This is a genomic window from Nesterenkonia sedimenti (genome assembly GCF_012641515.1).
Taxonomy (GTDB): domain Bacteria; phylum Actinomycetota; class Actinomycetes; order Actinomycetales; family Micrococcaceae; genus Nesterenkonia; species Nesterenkonia sedimenti.
Genome location: NZ_JABAHY010000002.1, coordinates 223102 through 236368, shown reverse-complemented (window position 1 = coordinate 236368; position 13267 = coordinate 223102). Strand labels below are relative to the sequence as shown.

The 13267-nt window shown below is 63.2% G+C and carries 15 protein-coding genes; 7 read left to right on the top strand and 8 right to left on the bottom strand.

The genetic code is table 11. The annotated features are described in order from the left end of the window. Positions 1–190 precede the first annotated feature (190 nt). From HGQ17_RS04130 to ctlX, 5 genes are all read left to right on the top strand, one after another. Entirely contained in the window at positions 191–1099 is a 909-nt protein-coding gene (locus HGQ17_RS04130; protein ID WP_168886689.1) for an ABC transporter ATP-binding protein, read from the top strand. Further along, complete coding sequence (locus HGQ17_RS04125) at positions 1096–2226, top strand: ABC transporter permease (RefSeq protein ID WP_168886688.1); 1131 nt, start codon at positions 1096–1098, stop codon at positions 2224–2226. Before HGQ17_RS04130 ends, HGQ17_RS04125 begins: the two co-directional genes overlap by 4 nt. A 28-nt stretch (positions 2227–2254) precedes the next feature. Continuing rightward, on the top strand, positions 2255–2686 hold the full coding sequence (locus HGQ17_RS04120) for an Lrp/AsnC family transcriptional regulator (protein WP_168886687.1): 432 nt from the start codon (positions 2255–2257) through the stop codon (positions 2684–2686). Positions 2687–2834: 148 nt separating this feature from the next. After that, positions 2835–3863 (top strand): ornithine cyclodeaminase, encoded by a 1029-nt coding sequence (locus HGQ17_RS04115; RefSeq protein ID WP_168886686.1) that lies wholly within the window; start codon positions 2835–2837, stop codon positions 3861–3863. Positions 3864–3866: 3 nt separating this feature from the next. After that, entirely contained in the window at positions 3867–4820 is a 954-nt protein-coding gene (gene ctlX / locus HGQ17_RS04110; protein ID WP_211090411.1) for a citrulline utilization hydrolase CtlX, read from the top strand. Between the two features lie 4 nt (positions 4821–4824). On the opposite strand, the gene HGQ17_RS04105 is transcribed toward ctlX, so the two are convergent. From HGQ17_RS04105 to rpmB, 7 genes are all read right to left on the bottom strand, one after another. Continuing rightward, positions 4825–6771 (bottom strand): NHL domain-containing thioredoxin family protein, encoded by a 1947-nt coding sequence (locus tag HGQ17_RS04105; protein WP_168886685.1) that lies wholly within the window; start codon positions 6769–6771, stop codon positions 4825–4827. A gap of 16 nt (positions 6772–6787) precedes the next feature. After that, complete coding sequence (locus HGQ17_RS04100) at positions 6788–8935, bottom strand: cytochrome c oxidase assembly protein (protein WP_168886684.1); 2148 nt, start codon at positions 8933–8935, stop codon at positions 6788–6790. Next, on the bottom strand, positions 8913–9113 hold the full coding sequence (locus HGQ17_RS04095) for a hypothetical protein (RefSeq protein ID WP_168886683.1): 201 nt from the start codon (positions 9111–9113) through the stop codon (positions 8913–8915). The genes HGQ17_RS04100 and HGQ17_RS04095 overlap by 23 nt, the downstream gene beginning before the upstream one ends. A 122-nt stretch (positions 9114–9235) precedes the next feature. Beyond that, entirely contained in the window at positions 9236–9520 is a 285-nt protein-coding gene (locus HGQ17_RS04090; RefSeq protein ID WP_044493282.1) for an HU family DNA-binding protein, read from the bottom strand. 265 nt (positions 9521–9785) lie between these two features. After that, positions 9786–10091, bottom strand: coding sequence for a 30S ribosomal protein S14 (gene rpsN / locus HGQ17_RS04085; protein ID WP_168886682.1), 306 nt, complete (start codon positions 10089–10091; stop codon positions 9786–9788). Between the two features lie 2 nt (positions 10092–10093). Continuing rightward, positions 10094–10261, bottom strand: a complete 168-nt coding sequence (gene rpmG, locus HGQ17_RS04080) for a 50S ribosomal protein L33 (RefSeq protein ID WP_022872124.1) — start codon at positions 10259–10261, stop codon at positions 10094–10096. Further along, positions 10261–10497, bottom strand: coding sequence for a 50S ribosomal protein L28 (gene rpmB / locus HGQ17_RS04075; protein ID WP_168886681.1), 237 nt, complete (start codon positions 10495–10497; stop codon positions 10261–10263). The genes rpmG and rpmB overlap by 1 nt, the downstream gene beginning before the upstream one ends. A gap of 315 nt (positions 10498–10812) precedes the next feature. Here rpmB and HGQ17_RS04070 point away from each other — a divergent pair, with 315 nt between their 5' ends. Continuing rightward, the gene (locus tag HGQ17_RS04070) at positions 10813–12042 is read left to right on the top strand and encodes an MFS transporter (protein WP_168886680.1); all 1230 of its coding nucleotides are present in this window, start codon (positions 10813–10815) and stop codon (positions 12040–12042) included. Beyond that, positions 12023–12220 carry a hypothetical protein gene (locus tag HGQ17_RS04065; RefSeq protein ID WP_168886679.1) on the top strand — a complete coding sequence of 66 codons (198 nt, stop codon included), beginning with the start codon at positions 12023–12025 and terminating at the stop codon, positions 12218–12220. The genes HGQ17_RS04070 and HGQ17_RS04065 overlap by 20 nt, the downstream gene beginning before the upstream one ends. Here HGQ17_RS04065 and HGQ17_RS04060 read toward each other — a convergent pair. Further along, a complete protein-coding gene (locus HGQ17_RS04060; protein ID WP_324615176.1) occupies positions 12208–13263 on the bottom strand; it encodes a YdcF family protein in 1056 nt (351 codons plus the stop codon). The two genes, HGQ17_RS04065 and HGQ17_RS04060, sit on opposite strands and share 13 nt — an antisense overlap. Positions 13264–13267: the final 4 nt, after the last annotated feature.

Below are 13267 nucleotides of genomic sequence, written 5' to 3'. Positions count from 1 at the left end.
TGTACATGACTATTGGTATGAGCCTATCGAATTGTGCCGCTGTTGGCGCACTGCCACAGGCACTCCTTAGGGATGACATACCGAATACACCCTGAGGATGATGTCATCGACTTTTCCATACCGGTAAAGTTTTCACGGATACAGAACAGAAGGCTGAAACAGCTTCCCTATACGGAGGGGCGACCACCACATGCTTCAACTGCACGACATCTGCCGGTCATTCTCCGGCAAGCAGGTATTGCACGATGTCTCATTCTCCGCCCGCCCCGGCCAGCTCACCGGCTTCGTCGGCGGTAACGGTGCCGGTAAGACAACCACCATGCGGATCATCCTCGGTGTTCTCGCCAGCGATTCCGGAACGATCACCCTCGATGGTTCCCCGCTGACCGCCACCTCCCGCTCCCGATTCGGCTACATGCCGGCAGAGCGCGGACTCTATCCGAAGATGAAGATCGCCGAACAGATCACCTATTTGGCCCGGCTGCACGGCTTCAGCAAGGAGGATGCCACCCAGCGGGCTGAGAACCTCCTGGTCAGCCTGGGGCTGAAGGATCGGCTGACGGATGCCCTGGAGACCCTCTCCACCGGTAACCAGCAGCGGGTGCAGATTGCTGCTGCCCTGGTCCATGAGCCGGACGTGCTGATTCTGGATGAGCCCTTCTCCGGTCTTGACCCCCATGCGGTGGATCAGGTGCTCCAGGTGCTCACTGAACGGGCCGATGCAGGTGCCACCGTACTGTTCAGCTCCCACCAGCTGGATGTGGTGGAACGGCTCTGCAATGAGCTGGTGATCATCGGTGACGGCAAGATTCTGGACGCCGGTGGACGCGAGGACCTCCGACGCCGTCACGGCTCCCTGCGCTATGAGCTCACCTCCGATGCGGATCTCAGCTGGGTGCAGACTCAGCCGGGTGTTCTGATCGATGAGATCACTCCCGAGCGGGTGCTCTTTCAGTCCGAGGAGTCCCAGGCCCATGCTGTGCTGACCGAGGCGGTCAAGCGCGGGACCGTGAAGAGCTTCTCTCCGATCCTGCCGAATCTCAGTGAGATTTTCCGTGAGTTCACCGCCGATAAGACTGATGAGGAGGCTGCCGCGTGAGCGTCGAGAGCCAGGAAACTAACGCCCCCCAATCGCCGCTGAGTACCACGGCAGCAGCCCGCCTCGTTGCCGGCCGGGAAATCCACACTCAGGTGAGGTCGAAGCCGTTTGTGATCTCCACTTTGGTTACGGTGGTGCTGATCATCGGCGGTTTCATCGCCCTGGGCTTCATGGGTGGTGATGACGAGGACGAGGTACCGGTGGCTGCCGTGGAACTGCCGGCTGAGCACCAGCAGATGCTGGAGGAGACCAACTTCGAGGTCACCCAGGCCGGATCGATGGATGAGGCTGAGCAGCTGCTTCAGGATGGCGATGTGGACGTCATCGCCGCTTTCGATGAAGAGTCCTATATCCAAATCCAGCTCATCGGTCTGGACGAGCTCCCGATGACCGAGGCGCAGAACCTCTCGGTGATGCCAACTATGGATGTCCTCGACGGCGACGCCGAGGACAGTGACATCCTGTACTTCGTCGCCATGGCATTCGGCCTGATCTATATGCTCGTGGCCATGGGGTCGGGCATGATCATCATGCAGAACACCATCCAGGAGAAGCAGAACCGGATTGTTGAGATCCTGCTCTCGGCCATTTCCGCCAAGGCGCTGCTGGCTGGGAAGATCCTCGGCAACTCCATCGTGGCCCTGGGGCAGTTCCTCACAATGGCAGTTGCTTCAGTGGTCGGCATGGCGGTCTCCGGCCAACTGGAATACCTGGAGATGCTCACCTGGCCCATGGCCTGGTTCCTGGTGTTCTTCATCCCCGGGTTCCTGCTGGTGGCCTCGGTCTTCGCAGCCACGGCCTCCCTGGTTTCTCGTCAGGAGGACTCCGGCTCAGTGATGACCCCGGCGATGATGCTGGTGATGGCCCCCTATATTGTGGCTCTCTTTGGCCTCAATAATGATCTCGTGATGACCGTAGCCTCCTATGTGCCCTTCACTTCGCCTGTGGCCATGTCGGTACGGCTCTTCGACGGCAGCACAGCCTGGTTCGAACCACTGCTGTCCATGGGAATCCTGGTGATAACCACCGTGCTGGTGATGGCTCTGGCCGCCCGGATCTACTCCGGTGCGCTGCTGCACACCGGTCAGCGGGTCAAGCTCAGCCAGGCCCTGAAGTCGGAGAACTGAGCCGACTAGCCCCGGCTAGCATGGGGTTATGGCTCGCATCACTGATCTGGATCGGCAGCTGATCGCTGCCCTGCGGAAGGACGGCAGGACTCCCATTGCGACCCTGGCCGAGCAGCTGGGGGTCTCGCGGACCACGGTCTCTGCACGCCTGGAGAAGCTCACCGCCTCCGGGGTGATCATGGGCTTCACCGTCAAGATCCGTAAGGATGCCGATACTGCTCAGGTGCGGGCGATCTCCTTCATCGAGGTGGCCGGCACCAGCACCGATCAGGCCATCGCCCAACTACGTGGATTCCCAGAACTGCATGCCCTGCACACCACCAACGGGGCCTGGGACCTCGTAGTGGAGATCGCCTGTGAGGACCTCCCGGCATTGGACCAGGTGCTGCGCAGAATCCGCAGCGTCAAAGGGGTTCTGAACTCCGAAACCTCGGTTCTGCTGAGCTCGGTCATCGCCTAGGTGCCCCTGAGGTTGCAGTTTGACCACAGGGGCACATCAAACTGTCAAGCTTCTGCGCAACATTGCACAGTTTTCCTCTTTTGCCTGATCACCGCTGTTTCTAGGCTGACTGCCAGATATCCAGCAGATACAGAGCAAAGGAGGCCCGATGACGCAGTTCGTCGATGTCGGCAGTATGGCCCAGTGGATTCAGCGCCGGGGCGTGGAGAACATCATGACCGGGATGGTCGACTACCTCGAGCAGGACTTCGCCCGGTGGGAACAGTTCGATAAGACACCGCGGGTGGCCAGCCACACTCCCTTCGGCGTCATCGAGCTGATGCCCACCTCGGACCACGAGACCTACTCCTTCAAATACGTCAACGGGCATCCCTTCAACCCGGCCCGTGGTTTCCAGACCGTCACCGCATTCGGAGTGCTGGCCGATGTCGACAACGGCTACCCCACCTTTCTGGCGGAGATGACCCTGCTGACTGCCCTGCGCACCGCAGCAACCTCCGCCCTGACCGCAAAGCACCTCGCCCGAGCTGATTCGACCACAATGGCGATGATCGGCGCCGGCTCCCAGGCCGAGTTCCAGGCCCTGGCCTTCCGGGCTGTACTGGGCATCGAGGAGCTGCGGGTCTTCGATGTGGACCCCAAAGCGGTCGAAAAACTACGCCGAAACCTGGAGCCACTGGGCTTCCGCATCCAGCAGGCCACGGATACCGCCGAGGCTGTGGCCGGTGCCGATATCATCACCACCTGCACTGCCGATAAGGCGCAGAACAAGGTGCTGGGCACCGAACATGTCTCCCCCGGGGTACATCTCAATGCCGTCGGTGGGGACTGCCCCGGTAAGACCGAGCTGGAGGCAGAGATCCTCAACCGCAGCCGGGTCTTCGTCGAATTCCCCGAACAGACCCGCATTGAGGGTGAGATCCAGCAGATGGCCCCTGACTTCCCGGTTGTCGAATTCTGGAAAGTGCTCACCGGCCAGGAGCAGGGACGGCAGTCGCCTGAGCAGATCACGCTCTTCGACTCCGTGGGATTTGCGATCGCCGATTTCTCCGCCCTGCGTTATCTGCGCGATGACACCGTCGGCAGCGATCTGCAGAGCTTCATCGACCTTATCGCTGATCCCGAAGATCCCAAGGATCTCTTCTCCCTGGTGACCGCTCCGGCTCCGGTGGCATAACCGATGACACTGACCCTGCCGAATCATCAACTGGCCACCGCCGCCCAGTCGGCCTCCCGGGTGGTGATGATCCGACCGCATCGGTTCTCCCCCAACCGGATGACCACTGCCGATAACGCCTTCCAATCCGCGGTGGACCATCAGCTTCCTGCCCAGCGGATCGCCGATGCCGCCCACCGTGAGGTCACCGGCCTGGCCCAGCAGTTGGAGTCCGCGGGGGTGGGTGTGGACCTCTTTGAGGATCACAGCACCTCCACTCCGGACAGTGTCTTCCCCAATAACTGGTTCACCACCCACAGTGATGGCCGCCTGGTGCTCTACCCCATGTACGCGCAGAACCGGCGTGGTGAGCGACGGGCCGACATCGTCGAGCATCTGAAGCGGCACTACCGAGTCTGGGAGGTCCGCGACTACTCCCCCGCCGAGGAGATCGGCGGGTACCTGGAGGGCACCGGGGCGATGGTGCTGGACCATCTCCAGCGCCGGGCCTACGCCTGCTATTCCAACCGGCTGACCCCGACCCTGTTCTTCCGGTGGTGCCGGGAGTTCGGCTATGAGCCGGTGCTCTTCCACGCCGCCGACAGCTCCGGCACCCCGGTGTATCACACCAATGTGCTGATGAGCGTGGGCACCTCAGTGGCGCTGGTCGGCGCTGAGCTGATCGCCGAGCACCACCGGCAGGATGTCCTGGATCAGCTGCAGGCAGGCGGCCGGGAGGTCATCGAGCTCACCGAGGATCAGATCCGCAAGTTTGCCGGAAACACCTTGGAGCTTGCCGGCTCCTCCGGACCGGTGATGGCGATGTCGACCACCTCCCTGGCCAGCCTGCGGAGTGAGCAGCGTGAGACCCTGCAGCGGCACTGTGAGATCCTCGCAGCCGAGGTTCCCACAATTGAAAGCGGCGGGGGCTCAGTGCGCTGCATGCTCGCAGGCATCCACCTGGAACCCAGTCTCTGAGCGGCTACTTCACGCCCCGGAGGTCCAGCTGCAGGGCTGTCTCCCCGCCCTCAGCCAGGACCACCGGGATACCCCAGTCCTGCTGGTAGAGGTGGCAGGCAGCATGCATAGGGATCTCCTCCCCCTCTGCACCGTCACAGGCGGCAGCCCGGGCGGTGATATGCAGAACCCCTTCGGTGATCTCGGGGTCCAGCTGAAGGGTTCGGTTCAGGCCCTCGGTGGTTCCAGCGCCCTCGGTGATCAGCTCCGGCGGGGTGGATGAGACCTGCAGCTGGGTGGGATCGCCCCAACGGTCGTCGAGTTTCTGACCGGTAGGCGCACTGAAGCTCACTGTCAGACCGAACTCGCCGGCAGTCACCGGAGTGCTGGGCCGCTGGGTCTGGGTGGCGCCCTCATCCACGGTGAGGTATTTCTCCGGAACGCTGATGCGCACCAGCTGGTGGGCGTTGGTCTCGACCACCAGCAGGGTCTTCCCATCGGCGTCGAGGAACACATCGGAGGGTTCCTTCAGTCCGCGGGCCACTGTGGAGACCGCTGCGGCCACAGTTGTGCCGTCGGCTGCGGTGTGCTCGCCTTTGTACCGGCGGATGGCCCCGTTATAGGTATCTGCCACCAGCACCGAGCCATCAGGCAGGGCGGTAACCCCCAGGGGGTGCTGCAGACGCGCCTGGCCGGGATCGCCGTCGCGGAAGCCGAAGTCGAAGAGGCCCTCACCGATCAGGGTCTGCACCTCAGGGGCGGAGGCGTTCTGCCCGGTGCGCAGCACGCGGAGGGCAGAGGTTTCGGAATCGGCGATCCAGATATCACCGGCGGCATCCTCGGCCAGCCCGGAGGACTGGGCGTACCAGGCCTCATCGGGTCCGCCGTCGGTCAGTCCCTCCAGACCGGTGCCGGAGTAGACGGCCAGCTCGCCGGTGGCGGGGTCGAAGCTGAAGACCTGGTGGGTTCCGGCCATAGCGATGACCACCGCACCAACAGTCTCGGACCAGAGCACATCCCAGGGTGAGGACAGGGAGACATTCAGCGGTTCGGTGCCGAGGCTGCCGACCACGGTCTCCGACCGGGTGCGTTCGGCATCCAACAGTCGCTGGATCCCGTTGCCGGCCAGGGTGGTGACCGCACCGGTGGTGGTGTTGATTCCGCGCAGCCGGTGGTTGACAGTATCGGCGACGACGACGTCGTAGCCGATCTTCTGGGCCAGCTCCTCGGGCAGGATCGTCACACCCTGGGGTTCGTTGAACTGGGCGGTGTCGGCATCGCCGTCGCGGTAGCCCTTCTCGCCGGTGCCCCAGCTGCGCAGCACGGTCTCGAGGTCCGCGCCCAGCTGCAGGATCCGGTGGTGTCCGGTATCGGCGACGAGGTAGCCCTCATCGGATCCGCCGAGTTCACGGGTGATCGGTACGGCCTTGCCGGGGAAACGCAGTGTGCGGCTGACCGGCTCCGGGGGAACATAGGGGCCATCGCCGCGGTTCAGGGTGCCTTTGGCCTCGTGTTCTGCCACCAGTTCCTCAACCAAGGAGGTCATACCGGCCACATGTCCCTCACCGGAGAGTGAGGCGGCGATGTACCCCTCGGGGTCGATGACCACCAGGGTCGGCCAGGCGCGGGCGGAGTAGGCCTGCCAGGTGACCAGTTCGGGGTCGTCGAGAACCGGGTGTTCGATCTCGTAGCGCTCCACTGCCGCGGCCAGGGCCTCGGGGTCAGCCTCATGCTCGAACTTCGGTGAGTGCACGCCCACGGTGACCAGGATGTCGTCGTACTTCTCCTCCAGGGGGCGAAGCTCGTCGAGCACATGTAGACAGTTGATGCAGCAGAAGGTCCAGAAGTCCAGGATCACGATCTTGCCGCGCAGATCCTCCAGGCTTACCTGCTTGCCGCCGGTGTTGAGCCAGCCGCGGCCGATGAGCTCGGAGGCCCGGACACGGCTCTGGCGCTGAATAGTCTCGGTCATACTCATTCCCAACAGGTCAGCGGGCGGATCTGTTCCGGTCCGCCATATCTTCGAACATTCGGTTATAGGCTTGCAGTTCGGCGTCCCCGGTCCGGTCGGCCTCACGGTCGATGCGTTTCATCTCGCGTTTGTCGTCTTTGGCCCACTGGATGCAGGCGATCACGCCCAGCACCACCGCGGGGACCTCGCCCAGGCCCCACATGAGTTCTCCACCGTTGCGCTGATCGTCGATGGCGGGGAACCACCCATGACCCATATTGCCGAACCAGTCAGGCTGGATGAGGGTCTCGGCTGACATCAGTGCCACCGCAAAGAACGCGTGGAAGACCATGGTGGCCAGCAGGATGATCACCCGCAGGAAATGCGGAGGTCGGGAGGGCAGGGGGTCGCGGCCGATGAGCACCAGGGCGAAGATATAGCCGGTAAGCAGGAAGTGCACCGTCATCAGGATGTGGCCCAGGTGGTATTCCAGGGCCCAGCCGAAGATCGGCGTGTAGTAGAAGAGCACGATGGAGCCGGCAAAGTTCACCGCGGCCACAATGGGGTTCGTCACGATCTTCGACCAGGTCGAATGCACCAGCCAGAGGATCCACTCGCGGGCTCCGCGGGTGCCGTCGCGGCGGATGGGCATCGCCCGCATGGCCAGGGTGACCGGGGAGCCCATGACCAGGAAGATCGGGGCAACCATGGTCAGGGTCATATGTTGGATCATGTGCCCGGAGAAGGTCACCATGCCATAGACTGCCGGCCCGCCGGAGGTGATCCACAGCAGGACCGCGAGCCCGAACAGCCAGGAGACTGCTCGCATCACGGGCCAGGCGATACCGCGGGAGCGGACTCGGATCATTGAGCGCAGGTACCAGATGGCGAGGAAGGCGATGACTGCGATCCAGAGCCAATCAGGACGCCAGAGGGTGAAGAAGTTGCCCAGGCTGGGCTCGGGCGGCAGGTCGTAGCCGGTCAGCTGCCGGGCGGGTGTTGCATCCGGGGGCAGTTCCTCGGGTACTGGTGGGGCGGTGCGGCCCAGCACTGAGCTGATGCCGATGACGGCTGCCATGATCGCGATCTCAACAATGATCAGCCGCCAGAGGAGATTTCCAACACTCGACGACGACGTCGAGGTCTTCTCTGCCGCGGTGGGTTCGGCTGCTGTGCCCAGTGCGGATCCGGACAGGCGTGGGATGAGCCAGCTGCGGTGGGCAAAGCCGATGGCGGCCAGGGCCAGGGTGGCCACCGTTTTGGCCACCAGCATGAGGCCGTAGTCGGTGCCGAGCAGTTGGTTGAGCCCGGCTACGCGCAGATCGGCGTTGATCACCCCGGATGCGGCTACGGTGACCAGGGCGAGTCCGGCCAGGACGGAGTATCGGCGCAGCAGGGTGCCCAGGATCTGCTCTCCGCCCTGATCGGCGGTGGACAGTGTGCGGGCGGTGCGGGCGATCTCGGGGCCGAGCAGGGCAAGGACTGTCAGTCCCCCGACCCAGACCACCACGCCCAGCAGATGCAGGCCCAGTGAGTTCACCGCGGCGGTGTGGTCGTCCCCGGAGGATGAGTGACCGACCATGGCCATGGGCACGATGGCGCAGAGCCCGAAGACGGCGAGGAAGCCGACACCTGCGGGATTGCGGATAGCGGCGATCAGCGTGGCGAAGATCCCGGCGATCAGCACGATGGCCAGCCAGGCTTGGCCGGTGGCGATGTTCAGGGCGTAGTCGAAGAAGCCCTCGGAGAAGGCCTGGTCGCTGGAGACCGGGAGGCCGGCCAGGGAGGAGAAGGTCAGCACTAGCACGGCGATGGCGGCCACGGTCCAGACCACGGAGGCAGCCATGGCGATCTGCAGTGACCGGGTGTAGAGCGGGTGTTCGGTGCGGCCGGCCTTCTCGTGTTTGGGCCGCTGCCGGGGGCCGGTGTAGCGGGGCAGAGCGATAGCGACCAGGATCGCTGCGGCCACGGCGGTCGCCATGGCGATGTGGTGGATATAGCGGGCTACCGGCAGTCCCCAGCGGGTGACTGCTCCGGGGTCGCTGATCTGGCCGACCTCGCCCATGCCGGTGGCGGCTCCGGCGATGATCAGTGCGATGAGGCCGGTGCACAGTGCGGCTGTAGTCAGCGGCAGGGGTGCGGACCAGGTCCGGCTGCGCGGCTCAGTGGGAGTTGTTGTTGTCATGGGGTTCGTCGTCGTCCCTGCGCCATTGCTCGGATTGTTTGAGCTTCTTCCACATCATCACCAGTGCCGAAACCACCACTAGGAAGGCCCCGGCCGCGAAGGCAATCGGGGCCCAGGTGGGGGTGTCGACCTCCAGCTCGGGCTGCGCCAGCAGGGAGTTGATCAGGAACCAGGACATAGTGAAGATTCTACGCGTTGTCTTCTACACGGTGTCGAAAAAGTGACGGCCCCGCTTCCCTCTGGACCGAGGTGGGCGGGGCCGTCAATTCAGCACGGCTGATATCAGCCGTGGATAGGGTCTTACTTGCCGGAGGCAGCAGCCTTCAGCTTGGAGCCGGCGGAGAGCTTCACGGAGTAGCCAGCGGGGATCTGAATGGTCTCGCCGGTCTGGGGGTTACGACCTGTGCGAGCAGCACGCTCAGTGCGCTCAACGGAGAGCCAGCCGGGGATGGAGACCTTCTCGCCCTTGGAGACCTGCTCGGTGAAGACCTCGAAGACGGCATCCAGCACGCCGTTGACGGCTGCCTGGGAGTTGCCGGACTTCTCTGCGACTGCTGCGACGAGTTCGCTGCGGTTCAGTGCCATGTGTTTGTCCTCCTGGACTGATTCATTGCTGTCCCATAGGGCCGAACTTCCGCGTCATTCCGCGGCTCGGCGGCTCATTTGGGCTTCCAGTCTGGCAACTTACCACGCAGTTGGGCCGATACCGGCATAAAACCGCCTATTTGGTGTGATTTCCCAGCTGTTTCAGCGCTCAGCGCACGCATTTGGGGCTCCCGCACCGGTGACTGCGCATACAAAACGGGCCCCACCCAAAGGTGAGGCCCGTTTCTAAGCGGTAGTTACCGGATTACCAAGAGGACTTGGTGATACCGGGCAGCTCGCCGCGGTGTGCCATGTCCCGGAAGCGGATACGGCTGATGCCGAACTTCTGGAAGGTACCGCGGGGACGGCCGTCGATGCTGTCGCGGTTGCGAACACGCACCGGGGATGCGTCGCGGGGCAGCTTCTGCAGGCCCACGCGTGCGGCCTCGCGCTCTTCGTCGCTGGCGTTGGGGTCAACGAGGGTCTTCTTCAGCTGGGCGCGCTTCTCGGCGTAACGCTCAACGATGACCTTGCGCTGCTCGTTCTTTGCGATCTTGGACTTCTTAGCCATGATCAGCGCTCCTCTCGGAAGTCGACGTGCTTGCGGACGACCGGGTCGTACTTCTTCAGCACGATGCGGTCGGGGTTGTTGCGGCGGTTCTTACGGGTCACGTAAGTGAAGCCCGTGCCAGCGGTCGACTTCAGCTTGATGATGGGACGTACGTCCTTATCTTTTGCCATTAGAGCTTCTCACCCCGCTTGATGAGATCCTGCACCACGGACTCGATGCCGCGGGCGTCAATGGTCTTGATGCCCTTTACCGAGAGGTTCAGGGTGACCTTACGGCCCAAGGAGGGGACGTAGTAGGTCTTCTTCTGGATGTTTGGGTCGAACCGGCGCTTGGTGCGGCGGTGCGAGTGGGAGATCTGGTTGCCGAACTGCGGCCCCACTCCCGTCACCTGGCAACGTGCTGCCATGATCACTCCTCGTTAGTTTCTTCAGTGTACGTAGATGCTGTTTTCGGGTCGGTCGGCTTGGGACCGACCTTCAATACGCGCACCGGTACGGAGGACGACCAGGCTGGGTGAGATCCAACCGAAGCTGCCTACGGACACGCGGGGACCGCGTGGACGGTGCAAAATTGTGAGCCTCTTGCTGTTTTCCGGCGCTGGATCCCTTGATCAGGACACAGCACAGCCGAGGCAGACAAAGATCTATCATACGCGGCAGTGCTGCTCAGTTGCAACGTCACACCAACCGCAACCGGGGCTCAATACTAGAGAATAAGAAGAATGCGCCCCACTCTGCCGACGATCCTCACTGGGCTGTGCATCACCCAGATCACAGCATGGGGCGTTCTCTACTACGCGTTCCCTGTTCTCTCTGCCCGTATCGCAGAGTCCACCGGTTGGTCGGTGGCGGCCACCACCGTGGGCTATTCGGCCGGACTGGTGGTCTCGGCACTCTTGGGGATCCCGGTGGGCAGAGTCTTGGACCGGCGGGGTCCGAGGCTGGTGATGACTGTCGGTTCGGTGGCCGGCGTCGTGGCTCTTCTGCTGATCGCCTGGGCGCCGAATTATTGGTTCTTCCTGCTGGGCTGGCTCTTGGCCGGGGTGGGGATGACCGGGACTCTCTATCCGCCGGCTTTTGCGGCAGTGACCCGCTGGTACGGTCCGCGACGGGTCTTCGCCCTGACGGTGATCACTTTGATCGGCGGATTGGCCAGTACTGTCTTTGCCCCGGTGACCGAGGCACTGGCTGAGGCATTCAGCTGGCGTGAGGTCTACGCAATTCTGGCAGTGGTCTTCGGGGCTATCACTCTGCCCCTGCATCTTGTGGTGCTACGCAGGCCCTGGCCGGTGCATAAGTCCGCCGGCCAGGAGGCTGATGCCCGGGCCGCGGAGCAGGAGACGGTCTATGCCCGGTCGGTGATGCGCTCAAGCCCGTATCTGTTTCTGACTATTGGGCTGACCCTGGGTTCTTTCGCGATGTTCGCCTCGATGATCAATCTGGTGCCGATGCTCACCGAGCGTGGGGTCTCCTCCACGCTGGCAGCCTGGGTGCTCGGTCTGGGCGGCCTGGGGCAGGTTCTGGGTCGACTCTTCTACTGGGCTATGGAGCGAGGGATGAGCGTCCGGACCCGGACTGTGCTGATCTACAGTCTCATTGCAGTCACTGCTGCGGCCCTGGCCCTGGACTCCACCAATGCGATCTGGTTGATCGCCATCTCCATGGGTGCTGGAGTAGGCCGCGGAATCTCCACCCTTTTGAAGGCCACTGCGGTGACTGATCGTTGGGGCACTCGGGCCTATGGTCGGCTCTCCGGGGTGTTCAATGCCCCGGTGATGTTGGCCATCGCGGTCTCCCCTGCTGCCGGCGCTTGGTTGGCGGAGCTGCTGGGCAGCTGGGAGGCCATGTATCTGTTGTTGGCGGCTGTCGGGATGCTCGGCGTCGTCGCACTGTTTTTCAGCATTCCGCAGCGACCTGCAGATGGGAGGGCCGATGGGCAGGATTTGGAATAACGATGCCACGTTCCAGAGGTGGAAGAAGATCACCGAGTGGCCGATGGTTGTGGTGGCCCTGATGATCTGTGGCCTGGGTCTGCTGGGTACTATCACCGCCACCTTGGCCAGCTGGTTCGTGGAGAAGGTGGAGGAGACCGCCGGGGAGAAGAAGAACGACGACGCTCAGGTGTCGTAGAGGACCCAGAGGCCGAAGATGCCCGCGGCCAGCAGCAGGAAGGGCGCGAAGAGCACTGCATGCAGGATTTTGTGGCCGACCATCACCGCAATGTACTCGCGGAGGAAAGCACTGGGCACATAGTAGAAGGCGGTCTTGGCGCCTACCGCCTCGGCGTCGAGCTTCAGTCGACGCGCCAGTAGGGCCGCCCGCAGAGCGTGGTAGTTATTGGTCACGATCACCGCCGGACCGGTCCGTTCAGTCTCCTGCTGCAGGGCAACTGAGAACTTCAGGTTCTGTTCTGTGTTGACCGCCTGCATCTCGGCAACTACATCTTCGGCGGGAATCCCCTGGGACTGCAGGTATTCGGCCATGGCCTCCCCCTCGGGCCGGGACTCATCGGGACCCTGCCCTCCAGAGGGGATCATCAGCGGCGCGGGGTGTCCAGCCTCGACTGTCTGCCGGTAAACCCCAATGGCTTTGTCCAACCGCGAGCGCAGCAGTGGGGGCACCTGTCCCTCGATGATCTGGGCCCCGAGGATGATGATCGCCTGAGGCACCTGTTTGGCCGCAGCCCGGCCGTAGACCCATGCGTAGACCAGGATCACGACGAAACATGCCGAGAGGTATCCCAGACCGAAGAACACCAGTACTGCCAGGGAGACCCCGACGGCAGTATCTGAGATGAACAGCCAGATAAAGACCACCGGCGCCAACAGCAGGGCCACTCCGACCACCAGCGAGAGGAGGTTAGCGGGGCTTCGGCCCTCGCGCCGGAGCATGGTGACCCCGTTGATCAGCAGAAACACCACCAGGGCAATGAACCCCACCGGCAGCACGACCAGCCCTGCCAGTACCGCCAATGCCAATGGTGAGGTATAGCCGGTCACCCAGGCGGTGGCCTCCACCTCCCCCAGCAGATGCCAGAGCAGTTCGACGACGCCGACCAGGCTGAAGGCCACACCGGCCAGCAGCAGGACCCCGTTGCGTAGCATGCGCCGGTCCTGGCGCTGGAAGAACCAGTACAGCCCCAGGCAGAGGGCACCGATGAGGAGTGAGATCACCCCT